We start from the raw sequence: 17084 nt of genomic DNA, 5'->3' as shown, positions 1-17084 counted from the left end.
GACTGGCGTGGGGGAGTCAGCGGAGGCAAATCAACGTCATCCCGGCAACCGGAAGACGGGGCATTTATCAACCAAAAATGTTTCGAAGCCGGCAGTTCAGTCCAGCGGGGGATCTCAGGATGCGGGTCTGTAGTAGGGCGAAATCACCCCTTCCGGCTGGCTGGTGAAACGCTTGTAACTCCAGAGATACTGGGCCGGGGCCCGGCGTATACAGGCTTCCAGTCCACGATTGAGTGCCGCCGCGGTCTCCTCCGGATCTTCGCTGTAGATCTCTGCCGGCGCTTCAAACCAATGCATCCGATACCCACCGGCCCGGGGCAGGCGCTCCGCAAACCAGAACAGCACCGGGGCACCGGTCTTTTGCGCCAGACGTCCAACCAGCACCATGGTAAGTGCAGGATGGCCAAAAAAGGGGGCGTATACGCCGCCCTGTCGCCCGGCCGCCTTGGGTTGCTGGTCGGCCAGCAGGGCCATCACTTCACCCCGCCGCAACGCACCAAACAGCGAACGCACCCCTTTGGGGGTGGCCGGCACCAGGGTTGCGCCCCCCTTGGAGCGTCCCTCCTTGAGCAGTCCATCCAGGCCCGCCTGACGCGGCGGTCGATAGATAGCGGTCACTTTTGCCAGCGAAGTGAGGTAGTGCAGACCAACCTCCCAGTTACCCAGATGGGGGCCGACCGCAATCACCCCTTTGCCCTGACGCAGGGCCGCATCGAACAGCTCGCTCCCTTCGCCGACCTGCATCTGGTCGACCCATCGGTCGGGATTGGAAGCCCACACCACCGGCATCTCCACCAACCCTTTCGCCTCCTCGATCATGCTCGCCCTGAGCAGCGCCCTGCGCTGGTCAGGATCGAACTCGGGAAAGCAGGTATTGATATTGATTTCGGCGATCTTGCGCTCCTTGTTGGGCACCCGATAGGCGATGCGACCAATCACTCCGCCAAGTCCCTGGGCCACAGAGAGGGGCAACCGGGAAAAAATGGCTAGAATGAAAAGTATTACTTTGTCTCGCATAAGGTATATTTATTACTAAGTGGATTGCCGGTATTATACTCCGGCCCCAAAAGATACCGAAATCAGACCAGGAGTAGAGTGATGAGCAATGCTGAACCGATCCCGCTGAATCCGCAGCAGGCCTACAAAATGCTGGAAGATGACCCCAGGGCGATCCTGGTGGATATCCGCTCAAGCATGGAGTTTCTGTTTGTTGGCCACGCCAAGGGGGCGGTTCATGTACCCTGGATTGATGAGCCTGACTGGACCATCAACCCCCATTTCGTCACAGAGATCCGCAAACTGGTACTGGGTGGTGTCACCTGTAGTGAAGATGAAGGCTGTGCGCCGGTGATCCTGATCTGCCGCAGTGGCAAACGTTCTCTGGAAGCGGGCAAGGCGCTGATCGAGGCGGACTTCCATCAGGTCTATCATGTCGACGAGGGGTTTGAGGGAGAGCTGAACGATCACCATCAGCGCAGTTCCCTGAATGGCTGGCGTTATCACGGCCTGCCCTGGGAACAGTGTTAAAACGTCCGGAGAGGTGCCCATAACGGCCCCTCTCCGGACCTGTAGCTGTTACCGATCCGGGTTGGTACCCCAGTTACCGGATTCGGAGCTGGTGTTACTGTTATTGTTGCCGCCGCCGAAGAATCCACCGCTCTTCTTGGGAGGGGTAAAGGAACTGGCGTACATCAGCGGATCCGCCTTGCTCTGGGACACCACCTTATTACCCCGTTTGATTCTGGAGAGCTTGATCCCCACCGGCTTGGCCAGGGAGTATTTCTCCTTGACCGCAGTCACCTGCAGTTCGCCAATCGGTTCATCCTCACCTCCCAGCTCAATACCGGTCTCCGGATCAATCAGTTTTTCACCGCGCTCCATCAGGGTCAGACGATCCCCGGGAGAGACCACCCCCTGGCCCAGGTTGAGGTATACCTTGCCTTTCTTGACCTGAACCACCGAACCGGACGGGGCCTTACTGCCAACCTGGCCCACCAGATCGAACACCCCTTTGTTGACCGCCGCAATCACCGCGTGGCCAATCGGGGTCTTGGCATAATCAGACAGGAACCCCCCCAGGCCGACACCACCGGTAAACCCGAGCCCCCCAAAATTGAGTCCGGACGAGGAGAGGTCCACCTGCACCTGGTCGGTATAGATAATCTCACTGGTCTCAGCATCGATCAGGCGAAAGTTCATGCCGATGATCGCCTTGCTGGATTTCATCGACAGACCGCCCAGCAGTGCGCCGGCGCTGCCCCCGATCAGGCCGCCCAGGCCACCCCCTTTCTGCTCCACGCCATCCTCGTAATTGGTCACCACCGCCTGAAACAGATACTCGGCGCCCAACACCTGCCCCACCTTGGCTGCGGACGGCTTGGCTATCCGGCCGGACGCACCGAGATCCTGCTCACGCAGGGTCTGATCCAGCACCTTGCGCTCCACCATGCGGAAACGGCCGGTACGGTGCATCACATCGGTCAAAATGGCTTCAATACCCTGCACCGGCACTCCACCACGACCGGCATCATAAGTGACCGTACCTCCCGGCCCGGTGATATTGACCGATGAGGAGCTGGAGTTATTCTCCACCTTCAGCACACCGATACGGGTCTTGTTACCACTGTACTTGCCCCATTCCACGTTCACCAGGTACTCCACATCAATACTGTTGATGTCCTTTGGCAAGGGCAACCGTTCTCCCGCTTCGGTGACCGAAAAAGCGACAAAATCGGCCCGAGCAACGGATAGAAAACCCAACGCCAACCCCAACCCAACGAGCAAGACTCCTTGTTTGAACAACCGCATCCCCATTCCTCCAGTAAAATTATCTCCATTACGCCACGGTTCGCAGGCGCAGAGTGAACGCAATATAACGTAAAACAGCGCTCGGCCCCAACGCGATTTAGCCGGTTTTATCCCTGAGCCGGCCGTAATCACCAGCCACACCAAGCTCCCGATTCAGCCGTTTTTTCAATGGCGCCCAGCCCCGTCGACCAGGCATCGAACCGGCAGGTTGCGACCAGTCCCGGCCGGGGGCCGGAAGGGGCGCAAACTAGTGGTGCTTCTCCGCCTCCACCGCTGTAGCCTCCGGCGTCGGCAGATCCTCCAACTCCACCCGTTCAATCTGCACGAACCGTTTGCTGATCTTCTGGGCCGATATATTCACATCCTTGACGTCATCGTGGGCCTGGCGGATGTGCACCGCCAGTTTGTCCATCCGTCCCCGGAAACGGCCGAAGTCCTTGGAGAGCAGATGCAGGTGGTGCTGGATGAGATGGAGTTGCTCCCGGGTATCGGCATCTTTCAGCACCGCCCGGGCGGTGGTCAGGATGGCCATCATGGTGGTGGGTGAGACCAGCCAGACCCGCCGCCGGCCCGCCGCCTCCACCAGGTCGGGATAGTGAGCATGGATCTCCGCGAAGACCGCCTCGGCGGGGATGAACATCACTGCGCCATCAGAGGTTTCACCCGGGATAATGTATTTGTCGGCAATATCATCGATATGTTTGCGGATATCCTGCCGGAACTGGCTGGCCGCCCGGCTGCGCTCCGCTTCCGGGGCGTCGTTGTCGGTCATTCGTCGATAGCTCTCCAGGGGGAATTTGGCATCGATAGCGATTTTGCCGGTGGGTTCCGGCAGAAACAGCATGCAGTCGACCCGGGTCCTGTTGCTGAGGGTGTATTGCAGAGCGTAGCTGTTTTCCGGCATCAGGTTGGCCACCAGCCCGCTCAGTTGTACCTCGCCAAATGCCCCCCGGGAACGCTTGTCGGCCAGCACCTCCTGCAGACTGACTACGTTGGAGGAGAGTTCGGTGATCCGCTTCTGTGCCTCATCGATCCGGGAGAGATGCTGTAGCACCCGATTGAAGGTCTCGTTACTCTTTTCGAAGCCCTCGTGGAGTCGCTTCTCTACCAGACCACCAATCTCTTTCAGGCGCTGATCGGTACGCTCGGTCAACCCGGCCACCTGCTTACCCAGGGACTCCGTGGTGCGGGTGAGGCCATCCATCAACTGCCGCCCTACCCCTTCCAGCCCCTGGGCCAGGCCCTCCTGCTGGGCGATCCGGCCATCGGACAAGGTTTGGGTGACCCGCTGCTGCAGCTGTTCAAAACGCTCGGTCAGATCGAGCCTGAGTTGGCCGCTGTCCTGCAGCAGGGCCTGCTGCAGTTCCCCAAGGCGGCGTTCCGTCGCCTGATGGGAGTGTGCCGTCAACCGCTGCAGCTGCTGTTGCAGCTGGTGGGCAATCTCCCGTTGTCGCTCCCGGTCATCCTGCAGCAGCTGACCCAGCTGCCGCCCCTGCTCTCTGATCAGCAATTCCAGGCTATCGCTGTCCGATTGCGCGCGCATCTGCTGTTCCAGCACCCGCCGGGAGAGGGTCGACTGCCGGTACCAGAGTCCCCATACCAGCAACAGGAGCAGCAGTGCCACCGCCAGCAGGATCGCATCACGGTAAATCATCAACTGTTGAAACCATAGACTCATTATGGGTTTTCCTTTGCACTCATGCAGTATTCGACAATCGGCCGACAGCCGGTTGTTTTTCAAATAGTAACAGTATGTTACATGAATAGAAGTGGCGATTCCCACAGCTTAAACCGGCCCGGACTCATCCGGTGAGCCCGTCCCGGCAGACAAAATAGTCGCCAACCGCTTGCATCCCCGACGGACAACCGTAAACTTGCCCGGATTCTGCTCCGTCAAACTGATCAATCCGATGCGCATACACCTGAAAACCCTGGGCTGCCGGCTCAATGAAGCCGAACTGGAGAGCTGGTCCCGCGATTTTGAAAGCCGCGGTCACCAGATCACCGGCGAGCTGACTGACGCCGACCTGGTGGTGGTCAACACCTGCGCCGTTACCGGCGAGGCGGTACGCAAGTCACGCAAATTGTTGAGCCGTGCCCAACGCCAGAATCCCCAGGCCAAGCTGGTGGTCAGCGGTTGTTACGCCACCCTCAATCCCAGTGAAAGCAGCGAAACTCTCGGCATTGACCTGGTGGTGGACAACCGGGACAAGGAGCGCCTGGTGGAGATCGCCACCCGGGAGCTGGATCTGCATGCCATGCCGGAACAGGCCACCGCGCCGGGCGAGTCCAGTCTGCTCAGCCGGGGGCGGCAGCGCGCCTTCATCAAGGTCCAGGATGGCTGTCGTTACCAGTGCACCTTCTGTATCGTCACCGTGGCCCGGGGGGCGGAGCGCTCCAAACCGATCGACCAGGTGGTGGCCGAGATCAATGACCGGGTAGCGCAGGGATTTCAGGAAGTGGTGCTCACCGGGGTCCATATCGGCGGTTATGGCAGTGATACCGGCAGTGACCTCTATCAGCTGATCCGGGCGGTGCTGGAACGCACCAGTATCCCCCGTCTGCGACTGGGAGCGGTGGAGCCCTGGGATCTGCCGCTGCAGTTCTGGGAGCTGTTCGACAATCCCCGCATGATGCCCCACCTCCACCTGCCCATCCAAAGTGGCGCCGATTCAGTCCTGAAACGGATGGCCAGGCGGTGCAAGAGCGGGGAGTTTTTACGCCTAGCTGAACAGGCACGCCAGCGGGTACCGGACATCAACCTGACCACCGATATCATTGTCGGCTTTCCCGGTGAAACCGAGCAGGAGTGGCAACAGACTCTGCACTTTGTCGAGCAGATCGGTTTCGGCCATCTGCATATCTTCGCCTATTCCCAACGCCCCGGCACCCGGGCCGCACAGTTGCCGAACCCGATTCCCCGCGAACTGATCCGTGAGCGCAGCGAAGTGCTCCATGAACTGGGGGAACGGCTCAAGCGGGAGACATTGATGCGCTTCATCGGGCGCCGTTTTCCCGTACTGGTGGAGAGCCGGCTGGCAGGAACCCCAACTGGCTGGAGCGGTTACACCCCCAGTTTCCTGCGTGTGAACATTCCGGCTGCGCCACAGCGTGATCTGGAGAACCGCGTGGTCGATGTCCAGCTGCAACAGCTCACCGATTCGGGCGATGCCCTGACTGCAACCCTTGAACAGGAAACCCGGTTTTGAATAACACCCCGCATACCGATTGGCACAAGACCCCATTGATCCTGGCCAACCTGATCGGCCTGCTGTTGATGCTCAGTTGGCTGATCGAACCCACCCGCGGCCTGTGGCTGGCGTTCGACGAACAGCTGTTCTGGGCGATGAACCGCTCTCTGGAGTGGAGCGAGGAGTGGCGGCGTCTCTGGGCCATTGCCAACAACCGGGCCTTTGATCTGGTTGCCGCAGTAGCCATGCTGCTGCTGTTTGCCCACCAGGCCCTGCTGCGGGACCGGAAGCGTCTGCAACACTATATCGCGGTGGGGCTGCTGATGTTCACCACCCTGCTGTTGGTGATGGCGATCAGCAAAGAGATACCGATTGAACGACCCAGCGCAACGGCCCAGTTCCCGGAGGCGTTACGCCTGACCCAACTGGTGCCGGACATACCCACCAAGGATTACTCATCGGACAGTTTTCCCGGCGATCATGGCCTGGTGCTACTGCTGTGTGCCGGCTTCGCCATCGCCTACCTGCCACGGCTGCACGGCGTGCTGGCGCTGCTGTTCATGGTTGTTTTCACCCTGCCCCGGCTGATGAGCGGCGCGCACTGGGTTACAGATGAGATTGTGGGCGCCCTGAGTATCGGACTGATCGCCCTCAGCTGGCTGTTTGCCACCCCGCTGCACCGGCGGCTGCTGGACTGGTTTGAACAGCAGGTGAAGCGGCTGTTCCGGCGCTTCGGCCTTAGCTGAAGCCGTTGGCCTTCAGTTCCGCCAGCAGAAATCGGAGTTCATCGGCAAACAGGTTCTTGCCATCGGTGCGCAGCCCCAGGCGTCCCCGTTCCAGGCGAAACTCCAGTGCCATCAGCAGGGTCTCTTCCGGTTCCCACTGTCCATCCATGCCATCGCTGGAGTCATGGCTGGCATTCACCTCATAAAGGGACATGCCCCGGCGGAACAGGACAAAAGCCTCACCGCAGAAGGCATCACGGGAGTATGAGGCGAGTAACAGTTCAATCCCGGACAGACTCTCATCGCCGATCTTGAAGGCGCGCTTGATCAGCTCTACCCCGCCCCCTTCCCAGTCATTCAGAAACTGTGTCTTCGATTCCATAGTGCTCAGATCGCAAATTCCGCCCACACGGGACAGTGATCGGATGGCTTCTCCATCTCCCTTATATCATAGGCTATTCCCGCATCCGTGCAGCAGTTCAACAGGCCGGCAGTGGCCAGTATCAGGTCGATACGCAAGCCCCGCTTCGGCTCCCGGTCAAAACCCCGACTGCGATAGTCAAACCAGCTGAAACGATCTTCCACATCCGGATGAAGCGCACGATAGGTATCGGACAGACCCCACGCCAGCAGGCGATCCATCCACTCCCGCTCCTCGGGCAGAAAGCTGCATTTACCGCTTTTAAGCCAGCGTTTGGCGTTGTCGGCCCCGATGCCGATATCCTTATCCAGACGGGCGATATTCATATCCCCGATCACCAACACCGGCTCGTCCGGGGAGAAACGCTCCTGCAGGTAACGCATGAGATCCCGATAGAATTGCGCCTTGGCAGGAAACTTGACCGGGTGCTCACGACTGTCACCCTGCGGAAAATAGCCGTTGATGATTTTGACACTCTGTCCCGACGGGGTGGCGTATTGGCCGCAGATAATCCGGCGCTGGGCGTCCGGGCTATCAAACGGATAACCTTTCTCAATCAGCTGGGGTTCCTGTTTCGACAACAGCGCCACACCGTAATGACCCTTCTGACCGTGGAAATGGGCCCGGTAGCCCAGGGATTCGATCATCTCAACAGGAAACTCCGAGTCCTGCACTTTGGTCTCCTGGATACCGATCACATCCGGATCATAGCGCTCCTTCAGCCTGGCCAGTTGATGTTCACGAACCCGGATACCATTGGTGTTGAACGAGACAATTTTCATAACCACTTCCACCTGCTTTTCAATAGAGACAATACCTGGCGCCGAGCGGCTGCCGCCAGGAAACCTTAACATGACACCCCGGCCAGAACAGCAGATGCCTTACCAATCGCCGGTTGTTTATACTAGCTGATATGGAACTCATCGATACCCATACCCATCTGGATCACCCCGCTTTCGCGCCCGATTTTGAACAGATGCTGGAACGGGCCAGAACAGCCGGCGTCAGCGCCATGATCGTGGCGGCTATCCGGGCCTCGGGCTGGACCAGCCAGGGACAACTCTGCGCCCACCGTCCCCAACTCTACCCGGCCTATGGGCTGCATCCGATGTTCATGCCGGAACACAGCGAACAGGACCTGACCCGCCTGGACAATCTGCTGGAACAGGGCGATGCGGTCGCGGTCGGAGAGTGCGGCCTGGATTTTTATATCCCCGAACCGGATAAAGAGCGGCAGCAGCGCTTCTTTGAAGCGCAACTTGAACTGGCCCAACAGTACCGGCTGCCGGTGATCATTCACGCCCGCAAAGCGGTTGAGCAGGTAATCCTGACCCTGCGCCGCTATCCCGGTCTTACCGGGGTTCTGCACAGTTTTTCTGGCAGTCGACAACAGGCCGAACGACTGATGGAAATGGGATTCATGCTGGGTTTTGGCGGCCCCAGCACCTATAGCAACGCCCACCGTCTGCGCAGTCTCATCGCCTGGCTGCCCTGTAACGCCCTACTCCTGGAGACCGACTCCCCTGACCAGCCGACGGCGACACACCGGGGTGAACGTAACGAGCCGGCCTATCTGCCGGAGATACTCTCCACCATCGCCCAACTCAAGGGGATGTCGACCGAACAACTGGCTGAACAGACCACCGGGAACGCCCGCCGACTGTTCAGGCTGCCCCCTACTTCAGGCCACTGAGTATGCGAATCAGATCCATCGTGGCAGTAAAGAAGTCGTCCGTCGGGTGTTCGTCACAGTAGACCTGGATACGCCGCATGGCCCCCTTGACCTCCACCCCTTTCAATACATCAGTGGCCGTTGCCAGTGACAGCCCGGTGACCAACCCGGTCAGCCAGTCGCGATAGTGTAAATACTCTGCGATCTGCTCCGCCTGACCGTTCTCCCAACCCTCGAACACATCATTATAGTGCTCACAGCTGCGCACTCCGTACCCCAACACCTGGGGAGTCTCCTGGGCCTGGAGTGGCAAGGCAAACATCAGAAAACCAAGTAGACAAACACGCATCATCACGAAAAACCTCCTGCTTCCGCCGCCGCAGAGACAAATTTGCTCATTAATATTACTAATATGGTATTAAATTGTTCTATTGAATTAACCGGGACAACAGTCGTCATATATATTAGTATTTACTAAACCTCTTATGCAGTAACCGTGAGGCTTCACCATGATTTTCGATAACCTGACCTACGCCGGCATGGCCCTGTTCATACTCGTCAGCGCCTTCCTCATCGGCACCAGAAACCGCCCCCAAAACAAGGGAGACAATCCCTGTCCTGATTGCACAGACAAGCAGAACGATCAATAAAGCCCGATAGATTCTGCAGTTCGGCTGCCTCCTCCCGTGACAAGTGAATTGCCATGGTTGCAGGATCATTGTCCCTGAAAAACCTGCCGTTTCACCACTCTGGCCGTGTTAACCATTAGCCAGACAGCGTACCGGTACCATCCAGAAGCTGCCGGTCAGTTGAACCAACCCCTTTCCAAAGCGGCCATTATGCACATATTCCCCGCCCTGTATGGCATAAAAGTGATCTGACACCGAATCGAATATAACACTCCATCATGCCGTTCGGCCGTCACTTTGCGTAACCTGCCACCCCGCCCCGGCATGAACCTCGGAACAGCCCCGCCAGGGCATATCACCTGCTTCCCGAATTTTTCCCGGGAGGGTCCATATCTCCGTCCACAAAAAGGCGGTCATAGGAGCGTCTTGGACTATGCTTAAACCTGAAAATGGGGCGACAACAATCAACAACTCTCCTACCCGGAGGTAAGGCATGACTAATGGAACAGGCGGTAAATGTGGGCTGCATCTAGTCAATAACCAACGGGACTGTCAAAGTTGCACACTGCCGAGAAAGTGCATTGGCGCGGACCTGGATCAAAGCCAGAGTAACAATATCACCAACATCATCCGTAAACGCGGCCCGTTCAAGGCGGGCGAGACCATTTTTAAAATTGAAGATCCGTTCAGATCCATCTTTGTCATACAATCGGGGTCAGTAAAAATCGAATCATCCCTGGATGACGGCACACCCCTGATCCATGGGTTCTATTTCGGCAGTGAATTGATTGGTATCGAGGCGGTAGGGGATGTGAAATACCAGTGTGACGCGGTTGTGCTGGACACCACCTGGGTCTGTGAACTGCCGTTTGACAAACTGGAAACCCTCTGCAGCCAGATGCCCCTACTTCAGCATGAAATCCTGGAACTGCTGGGTAAACGCCTCCGCTACACCAACCGAACTATCGTGCAGGGCCGCTACCTCAGCGCTGACCGGCGCTTTCTGCTGTTTCTGAACGATCTCTACCAGCGCAGAGGCTGCATCACCAAGGATGGCAAGAGGAGCGTGCTGCTCCCCATGACCAAGGGGGACATCGCCATCCACCTTGGCCTACGTCCCGAATCCCTGAGCCGGGCGCTGGCCAAGCTGCAGGATGAAGGGGTGATACGCAATCACGCCCGGGAGATCCAGATTCTGGGAGACAAACGGACTTCGCTATCCTGTCTCTGGGTATAGAGCGGGCCGGACACTGAGGTCCGGGCTTCGATCATTAATGGTGGGCCGTGAAGGATAACTCGGCGGCTGCGCCGCCTCTTGCAGCTACGCTGTCGAACCAGGCCTGTTCCAGTCGAAGGTTCGAATCTGATCCCCTGAAACAGAAAACCCGGACACTGAGGTCCGGGCTTCGATCATTAATGGTGGGCCGTGAAGGATGACTCGGCGGCTGCGCCGCCTCTTGCAGCTACGCTGTCGAACCAGGCCTGTTCCAGTCGAAGGTTCGAATCTGATCCCCTGAAACAGAAAACCCGGACACTGAGGTCCGGGCTTCGATCATTAATGGTGGGCCGTGAAGGATGACTCGGCGGCTGCGCCGCCTCTTGCAGCTACGCTGTCGAACCAGGCCTGTTCCAGTCGAAGGTTCGAATCTGATCCCCTGAAACAGAAAACCCGGACACTGAGGTCCGGGCTTCGATCATTAATGGTGGGCCGTGAAGGATGACTCGGCGGCTGCGCCGCCTCTTGCAGCTACGCTGTCGAACCAGGCCTGTTCCAGTCGAAGGTTCGAATCTGATCCCCTGAAACAGAAAACCCGGACACTGAGGTCCGGGCTTCGATCATTAATGGTGGGCCGTGAAGGATTCGAACCTTCGACCAATGGATTAAAAATCCACTGCTCTACCGACTGAGCTAACGGCCCAACGAAGCGCGGGATTATACATTACCCGTCGAGCCAGTCAACGGGTAATGGCCGACTCAGACCGCTTCCAACTTGCGCAGACGTTCCGGCAGTAACTTAAGGTCTACCAGTCCAGTCAGCAGCGCCTTGGAGAAGCTCGCTTCATCTTCGTAGACCAGTTTGTAGTACTGCACTTTCATGGTCAGGGCACTACCCAGCATAATGGCGCCAAGAGCCAGAAATGAGCCGATCGCCAGGGTCGATGTACCGGTGATACCCTGGCCGATCGTGCAACCCATGGCCAGCACACCGCCAAAGCCCATCAGTATCGCCCCGATAACATGGGTAGCGAAATCCTTGAAGTTAACAAACCACTCGATCCGAAAACTGCGGCTGATCAGTGCCCAGAGCAGAGATCCGGCAATCACGCCAAACAGCGCCATGATGCCAAAGGTCAACAGTGTGGATTTGAAACCGGTGGCCGCATAGCCCAGGGTCTGCCCCATGGGATTGATAAAGGTGAACGACTGGGTGCTGAGGGGACGGCTGTCAGCGGGTTTACCTTCCGCGGAATCGGCCAGGAAATCCCACTCCTGTACGTAACCGCTCAGGGAGTGCACTTCACCATCCAGATCAACTGCAACGTTGGCGCTGACATACCAGGCTGCCAGAACTGCCAGTCCCACGATCAGGCCGCCCAAGACATTATCAAAACTGCGTCGAAAATCGGCAGACTTGAAAGCAAACAGCAGTAACAGCAGTCCCAGAACCAAGCCGATAGCCATTCGACCGCCAGCGGCCTCTTCTCCCAGAATCACCGAACCCAGATCCTGGGGTGTCTCCAGGCTGATCGAGAGAGGACGAATCCAGTCGTAGAAGAGCACCGACATCAGGGTCTGATCCGATCCGGGAAAGGGATTCACCATATAGAAGGCGATAACGCCGATGATCAGCAGCACCACGATCGATTTCAGGTTGCCGCCCCCGATACGAATCAGGGTCTTGTTACCACAGCCTGAGGCCAACGTCATACCAATGCCGAACATGAGTCCACCGAGAATATTTTCGGCCCAGAGCAGCTGATTCCCGCGATAGGGTGGAAACGATTGACCGGGATTAACCAGACCCATGAACTCCAGTACCGCGACACCCACCATAGCCACAGCAATCGCCAGGAACCAGGCGCGCATACGGCCCGTGTCACCCATATTGACCGCATCAGATACCGCACCCATGGTGCAGAAATTGGTCTTGTTGACCACCGCGCCCATGAGCAGGGCTATGATAAATGTCGCCCAAAGCAGAAAAGACTGGGCCTGGAAAAAAGACTCAAACGCCACGTTGTACCTCCTCAAACCTCTCTGTCGGCATCTGCTGATGCCTGTCGTTTTATCCCGGCCAGTCTCGGCCGGAAGGGCAAGATTAGCCTATAAGCTAACGATGATCTACAGGGGTTTGTGGTAATACGGCGACATTTATTTATACAAGGTCGGGTCGGAAACGCCGGCCGTCCGGAAGCCTTCAGCACGTAATTGACAGGAGTCGCAGCGGCCGCACGCGGCCCCCTTGTCATCCGCCTGATAACAGGAGACCGTGAGCCCGTAATCCACTCCCAGTCCCATACCGGCCTGGATAATTTCCGCTTTGGTCATATCGATCAGCGGCGCATGAATCCGGAACCGGTCACCTTCAACGCCCGCCTTGGTGGCCAGGTTGGCCAGCCGCTCGAAGGCTTCAATAAAATCCGGACGACAATCGGGATAACCGGAGTAGTCCACCGCATTGACACCGAGAAACAGATCCCTGGCACCCAGCACCTCGGCCCAGCCCAGCGCCAGGGAGAGGAAAACCGTATTGCGCGCCGGCACGTAGGTGACCGGGATACCCTCACTGCCCGCATCCGGAACCGCGATAGCACTATCGGTCAGAGCCGATCCGCCGAACGCATCCAGGGCGATCGGGATAACCTTGTGCTCCACCACGCCCAAAGCCCTGGCCACCCGGCCGGCCGCCTCCAGTTCCACCGAGTGGCGCTGGCCATAGGCGAGACTTAAGGCATAACAGTCATAACCCTGTTGGCGGGCCATGGCCAGGGCGGTGGCGGAATCCAGACCACCAGAGAGAAGAACGACAGCTTTTTTCATCAGATCATTTCATATACAGGAGAAAGTGGGGTCATTTACCGGCAACATCGCCCCAGAGATACTTGTGCAGCTGGATCTGGAACCGCACATGCAGCCGGTCCCGCAGGATCCATTCCGCCAATTGGGTGGCATCCTGCCGGCCAAGCGCCGGTGAAAACAGCACCTGGCAACGGTTGTCCAGATCCCAGGCCTGCAACTGCTCACAGGCCCAGTGGTAATCGACCTCGTCACAGATGACAAATTTAACCTGGTCGGTCTGCTTCAGATGGTCGATATTGCTGAACCGGTTTTTTTCCACCTCGCCGGAACCGGGGGTCTTGAGATCCATCACCGTCACTACCCGCGGATCCACCTGGCCAATATCCAGCGCTCCGCTGGTCTCCAGGGAAACCCGGTAACCGGCATCGCAGAGCCCGCCGAGCAGTTCCAGGCAGGCCTCCTGGGCCAGAGGTTCGCCACCGGTCACCGTGACATGGCGCGGTGCATAATCCGCCACCTGCGCCAGCACCTGTGCCAGTTCCAGCCACTCCCCACCCTTGAAAGCGTAGGTGGTGTCGCAGTAGCCGCAGCGCAGTGGACAACCGGTCAGGCGCACGAACACCGTGGGCAGCCCCACGCTGTTCGACTCACCCTGAAGGGAGTAGAAAATCTCGCTAATACGCAATCGCGTCATGTAGATCAGCCTGCCCGGAAAGGGTCAGTATAAACCGCTCAGGGCGGCCAGTTCATCCGCCGCTAGTGTCCTTCCGAGCGCATGCGGTCCAGGCGCTGGGTTGCTAGCCGGCTGGCGGTGGAGTTGGGATAGAGCGTCACCAGCCGTTGCAGAATCTCCCGCGCCTCGGCCCACTGCTGTTTTTCGTAGTGGATGAAACTGCTCTTCAACATAGCATCCGGCACCTTGCTGCTGTTCGGATACTCATCGATGACCCGCTGGAACTCCTGCAGGGCCAGATCGAAATCCCGGGTCACGTAACTCGCCTCGGCCAGCCAATACTGGGCGTTATCGGCATAGCTACCGTTTCTGTATTGGGCCAGAAACGCCTTGAATGCGGCACTCGCTTCGCCGTAGCGGCGTTGCATCAGCAGGTTGAACGCCGCCTTGTAGTCCCGTTCTTCTGCGACCGGGTCAATGGGTGCAGCCACCGCCTGCTGTGGGACTCCGGCGTCCGCTGCCACCGTGCCCGCAGCCGGGGTGCCGGTGACGGTCGGCGACGTGTCGGTCACCGGTGCCGGAGTGCCGGTCGGCATGGCCGATTGTGCGGCAGATGGGGCTGGCACGGCTCCCGCCATCGGAGCGCTCCCGTGGGACAACTGATTGATGCGCTGATCCACATCCAGGTAGAGATCCCGCTGGCGTTTCTTCAGGGCATCCATGGCGTGATTCTGTACTTCGATCTCACCACGCAGCTGCTGCACCTCGCGCTGCAGTGCATCCACCCGCAACACCAGATCGGTCATGGCGGCAAGTTTACGCTCCAGCAATTCGATCTTGCGCGACTGGATCTGCTCCGCCGTCAGTTTCTCTGTCCGCTGTTGTGCCTGGGTCGCCTGCAATGACGCAATCAGAAGTACCCCGATCAACAGACCGATCTGTTTCTTGTTCACCTGTATTCTCCAACCGTATTACACTGCGCCGGTGTGGCGTTTTCTGCATAGCGGCCCGGACATTGTCCGGGCTACGGAGCCCATCCTATCAAACGCCGGTGCATCCGGGGCAGGGAAAATGCCAATCTGTCAGTAGACGATTTCAGCGCGCCGGTTCAGTTCCCAGGAGGTCTCACCGGAACCCATGGCGGCCGGGCGCTCCTCGCCATAACTGATGGTGATGATCTGGCTTTCCGCCGCTCCCTGGGCCATCAACAACCGTTTGACCCCGTTGGCCCGCCGTTCACCCAGGGCGATATTGTATTCCCGGGAACCCCGCTCGTCCGCATGACCCTCGATGGTGACGGTGACTGATGGATTGGCCGCCAGATAGTCGCCATGGGCCGCTACAACATCGCGGTAATCGGCACGCACTTCGTCGATATCGTAATCAAAATAGATCGTCTTGGTGTACAGCAGACTATCCGGGTTTTCCAGTGGACTCCCGCTCCACTCGCCCCCTTCAACAGCACCGGAGATCTGGGCGCCATCGGTCGCTGCATCCTGCCCCCCTTCCGTGACCGGTGCACCTTCCTGATTTGCGTCACTTCCTGACATGCCGGGCATACTGGAACAACCGGCCAGCAGCAGCGTAAACGCCAGCAGCGGGACAATCTTGGACAGACTCAGTTTCATGGGTTTCTCCTGTTGGTTTTTGTATAAGGTGACCAGACCGGCTCGCGCACATCACCCTCCTGGAGGGCTAGACGTTGACGAACCCGCCCATCCACCGAGACCGCCGCAAGTTCGCCCTTGCCATTGATCTTGGTGGCATAAATTATCATGCTGCCATTAGGCGCAAAACTGGGGGATTCATCCAGCCGTCCGTCACTCAGCACTTGCAAGGCATTGTTGGTCAAATCGAGCACAGCCACCCGGTAATCACCGCCAACCCGGGTCACCAGGGTCAGCGACTGGCCGTCTGGTGCATAGGAGGCGCGGGCATTATAGCTGCCCTCGAAAGTGACCCGACTGACTTTGCCGCCGAACGCAGGCACCCGGTAGACCTGGGGTTTACCGCCGCGGTCCGAGGTAAAAACGATGTAGCGGCCATCCGGTGACCAGGCCGGCTCCGTGTCGATGGAGTAGTGGTTGGTAAGCCGGGTCAGGGCGTTGGTATTGATGTTCAGCACGTAGATTTCAGGATTGCCGTCCCGGGACAGGGTCAGGGCCAGTTTCCGGCCATCCGGCGACCAGGCCGGTGCCCCGTTGATTCCCTTGAATGAGGCCACTTTCTGACGCCGGCCGGTGAACACCTCCTGGATGTAGATGGAGGCCTTTTTCTGCTCGAATGAGACGTAGGCCAGACGCCGTCCGTCCGGCGCCCAGGCGGGCGACATCAGGGGTTCGGTGGAGGTCACAATGGTCTGGGGATCGAAGCCATCGGCATCGGCCACCTTCAAAGAAACCTCCTGGGAGCCGTCCGCCTTGCGGCTGGAGACTACGTAGGCGATACGCGTATCAAATGCGCCCGGTTGGCCGGTCAACTTCTCGTACACGATATCGGCAATCTTGTGGGCCGTTGAGCGCAGGTCACGGCTGGTGGTGGGGAAGTTGTAGCCGATCAACTGCTCCCCCTTGAAGACATCGAACAGCTGAAACCGCACCAGGTAACCGCCCTGGCCGTTTGGCCGCACCTGCCCCACCACCAGGTTATCCATCCCCAGCACTTTCCAGTCCCGGAACTCCACATCCGCATCCGACTGGGGACGCGCCAGCATATCCTTCACCGGCAGGGCCGAGAAACGGCCACTGCGTTGCAGGTCGCTGCGCACGATAGCGGCGATCCGCTCACCCACGTCATCCGCTCCTGGACCGACCCAGCCGAACGGTACCACGGCGATCGGCAGCGCCCCTTCAGCGCCCTCGGTAATCTCAATGGTGAGCGGCGCGGCGCTGGCACCGACAGCCCAGCACAACAACAGGATCAAACTCAAAAGTCTTTTCATCAT

The 17084-nt window shown here is 58.5% G+C and carries 17 protein-coding genes and 1 tRNA gene; 5 read left to right on the top strand and 13 right to left on the bottom strand.

Going from position 1 to position 17084, the window contains the following annotated elements; genetic code table 11:
- Window positions 1–114: 114 nt before the first annotated feature.
- Window positions 115–1017 carry a lysophospholipid acyltransferase family protein gene (locus tag AAY24_RS17245; protein WP_046860716.1) on the bottom strand — a complete coding sequence of 301 codons (903 nt, stop codon included), beginning with the start codon at window positions 1015–1017 and terminating at the stop codon, window positions 115–117.
- Window positions 1018–1098: 81 nt separating this feature from the next.
- Between AAY24_RS17245 and AAY24_RS17240 the strand changes: the two genes are divergently transcribed.
- Window positions 1099–1527, top strand: a complete 429-nt coding sequence (locus AAY24_RS17240; protein ID WP_046860715.1) for a rhodanese-like domain-containing protein — start codon at window positions 1099–1101, stop codon at window positions 1525–1527.
- A 48-nt stretch (window positions 1528–1575) separates the two neighbouring features.
- Here AAY24_RS17240 and AAY24_RS18680 read toward each other — a convergent pair whose 3' ends face one another.
- Window positions 1576–2688 (bottom strand): CsgG/HfaB family protein, encoded by a 1113-nt coding sequence (locus tag AAY24_RS18680; RefSeq protein ID WP_234422205.1) that lies wholly within the window; start codon window positions 2686–2688, stop codon window positions 1576–1578.
- 367 nt (window positions 2689–3055) lie between these two features.
- Window positions 3056–4486 (bottom strand): DNA recombination protein RmuC, encoded by a 1431-nt coding sequence (locus AAY24_RS17230; protein ID WP_046860714.1) that lies wholly within the window; start codon window positions 4484–4486, stop codon window positions 3056–3058.
- Between the two features lie 232 nt (window positions 4487–4718).
- Here AAY24_RS17230 and mtaB point away from each other — a divergent pair, with 232 nt between their 5' ends.
- Complete coding sequence (gene mtaB, locus AAY24_RS17225) at window positions 4719–6017, top strand: tRNA (N(6)-L-threonylcarbamoyladenosine(37)-C(2))-methylthiotransferase MtaB (RefSeq protein ID WP_046860713.1); 1299 nt, start codon at window positions 4719–4721, stop codon at window positions 6015–6017.
- The gene (locus AAY24_RS17220) at window positions 6014–6745 is read left to right on the top strand and encodes a phosphatase PAP2 family protein (protein WP_052761304.1); all 732 of its coding nucleotides are present in this window, start codon (window positions 6014–6016) and stop codon (window positions 6743–6745) included. Before mtaB ends, AAY24_RS17220 begins: the two co-directional genes overlap by 4 nt.
- Here AAY24_RS17220 and AAY24_RS17215 read toward each other — a convergent pair.
- Together AAY24_RS17215 and xthA are read right to left on the bottom strand one after the other, a co-directional pair.
- A complete protein-coding gene (locus tag AAY24_RS17215) occupies window positions 6738–7106 on the bottom strand; it encodes a hypothetical protein (protein WP_046860712.1) in 369 nt (122 codons plus the stop codon). The two genes, AAY24_RS17220 and AAY24_RS17215, sit on opposite strands and share 8 nt — an antisense overlap.
- A gap of 5 nt (window positions 7107–7111) precedes the next feature.
- Window positions 7112–7927: an exodeoxyribonuclease III gene (xthA, locus tag AAY24_RS17210; protein WP_046860711.1), complete on the bottom strand. Its 816-nt coding sequence runs from the start codon at window positions 7925–7927 to the stop codon at window positions 7112–7114.
- A gap of 131 nt (window positions 7928–8058) precedes the next feature.
- Here xthA and AAY24_RS17205 point away from each other — a divergent pair, with 131 nt between their 5' ends.
- Window positions 8059–8838, top strand: a complete 780-nt coding sequence (locus tag AAY24_RS17205) for a TatD family hydrolase (protein ID WP_046860710.1) — start codon at window positions 8059–8061, stop codon at window positions 8836–8838.
- Here AAY24_RS17205 and AAY24_RS17200 read toward each other — a convergent pair.
- Entirely contained in the window at window positions 8822–9169 is a 348-nt protein-coding gene (locus AAY24_RS17200; protein ID WP_052761303.1) for a hypothetical protein, read from the bottom strand. The two genes, AAY24_RS17205 and AAY24_RS17200, sit on opposite strands and share 17 nt — an antisense overlap.
- A gap of 770 nt (window positions 9170–9939) precedes the next feature.
- Here AAY24_RS17200 and AAY24_RS17195 point away from each other — a divergent pair.
- Entirely contained in the window at window positions 9940–10683 is a 744-nt protein-coding gene (locus AAY24_RS17195) for a Crp/Fnr family transcriptional regulator (RefSeq protein ID WP_046860709.1), read from the top strand.
- Window positions 10684–11289: 606 nt separating this feature from the next.
- Here AAY24_RS17195 and AAY24_RS17190 read toward each other — a convergent pair.
- From AAY24_RS17190 to tolB, 7 genes are all read right to left on the bottom strand, one after another.
- A tRNA-Lys gene (locus AAY24_RS17190) sits at window positions 11290–11365 on the bottom strand.
- Window positions 11366–11421: 56 nt separating this feature from the next.
- A complete protein-coding gene (locus AAY24_RS17185; protein WP_046860708.1) occupies window positions 11422–12684 on the bottom strand; it encodes a YeeE/YedE family protein in 1263 nt (420 codons plus the stop codon).
- A 135-nt stretch (window positions 12685–12819) separates the two neighbouring features.
- On the bottom strand, window positions 12820–13488 hold the full coding sequence (gene queC / locus AAY24_RS17180; protein ID WP_046860707.1) for a 7-cyano-7-deazaguanine synthase QueC: 669 nt from the start codon (window positions 13486–13488) through the stop codon (window positions 12820–12822).
- A 31-nt stretch (window positions 13489–13519) separates the two neighbouring features.
- Window positions 13520–14161 carry a 7-carboxy-7-deazaguanine synthase QueE gene (gene queE / locus AAY24_RS17175; protein WP_046860706.1) on the bottom strand — a complete coding sequence of 214 codons (642 nt, stop codon included), beginning with the start codon at window positions 14159–14161 and terminating at the stop codon, window positions 13520–13522.
- A 62-nt stretch (window positions 14162–14223) separates the two neighbouring features.
- A complete protein-coding gene (ybgF, locus tag AAY24_RS17170; RefSeq protein ID WP_046860705.1) occupies window positions 14224–15093 on the bottom strand; it encodes a tol-pal system protein YbgF in 870 nt (289 codons plus the stop codon).
- Window positions 15094–15222: 129 nt separating this feature from the next.
- On the bottom strand, window positions 15223–15768 hold the full coding sequence (gene pal, locus AAY24_RS17165; protein ID WP_046860704.1) for a peptidoglycan-associated lipoprotein Pal: 546 nt from the start codon (window positions 15766–15768) through the stop codon (window positions 15223–15225).
- Window positions 15765–17084 (bottom strand): Tol-Pal system beta propeller repeat protein TolB, encoded by a 1320-nt coding sequence (gene tolB, locus AAY24_RS17160; protein WP_335337187.1) that lies wholly within the window; start codon window positions 17082–17084, stop codon window positions 15765–15767. Before tolB ends, pal begins: the two co-directional genes overlap by 4 nt.

It is taken from the genome of Sedimenticola thiotaurini, assembly GCF_001007875.1.
Classification (GTDB): Bacteria; Pseudomonadota; Gammaproteobacteria; order Chromatiales; family Chromatiaceae; genus Sedimenticola; species Sedimenticola thiotaurini.
This window is presented reverse-complemented; position numbering and strand designations above follow the sequence as displayed.

Coding starts and splice junctions, on each gene's coding strand:
- AAY24_RS17245 (WP_046860716.1), bottom strand. CDS start 1,017: ATGCGAGACAAAGTAATACTTTTCATTCTAGCCATTTTTTCCCGGTTG.
- AAY24_RS17240 (WP_046860715.1), top strand. CDS start 1,099: ATGAGCAATGCTGAACCGATCCCGCTGAATCCGCAGCAGGCCTACAAA.
- AAY24_RS17230 (WP_046860714.1), bottom strand. CDS start 4,486: ATGAGTCTATGGTTTCAACAGTTGATGATTTACCGTGATGCGATCCTG.
- mtaB (WP_046860713.1), top strand. CDS start 4,719: ATGCGCATACACCTGAAAACCCTGGGCTGCCGGCTCAATGAAGCCGAA.
- AAY24_RS17215 (WP_046860712.1), bottom strand. CDS start 7,106: ATGGAATCGAAGACACAGTTTCTGAATGACTGGGAAGGGGGCGGGGTA.
- xthA (WP_046860711.1), bottom strand. CDS start 7,927: ATGAAAATTGTCTCGTTCAACACCAATGGTATCCGGGTTCGTGAACAT.
- AAY24_RS17205 (WP_046860710.1), top strand. CDS start 8,059: ATGGAACTCATCGATACCCATACCCATCTGGATCACCCCGCTTTCGCG.
- AAY24_RS17200 (WP_052761303.1), bottom strand. CDS start 9,169: ATGATGCGTGTTTGTCTACTTGGTTTTCTGATGTTTGCCTTGCCACTC.
- AAY24_RS17195 (WP_046860709.1), top strand. CDS start 9,940: ATGACTAATGGAACAGGCGGTAAATGTGGGCTGCATCTAGTCAATAAC.
- queC (WP_046860707.1), bottom strand. CDS start 13,488: ATGAAAAAAGCTGTCGTTCTTCTCTCTGGTGGTCTGGATTCCGCCACC.
- queE (WP_046860706.1), bottom strand. CDS start 14,161: ATGACGCGATTGCGTATTAGCGAGATTTTCTACTCCCTTCAGGGTGAG.
- pal (WP_046860704.1), bottom strand. CDS start 15,768: ATGAAACTGAGTCTGTCCAAGATTGTCCCGCTGCTGGCGTTTACGCTG.
- tolB (WP_335337187.1), bottom strand. CDS start 17,084: ATGATGAAAAGACTTTTGAGTTTGATCCTGTTGTTGTGCTGGGCTGTC.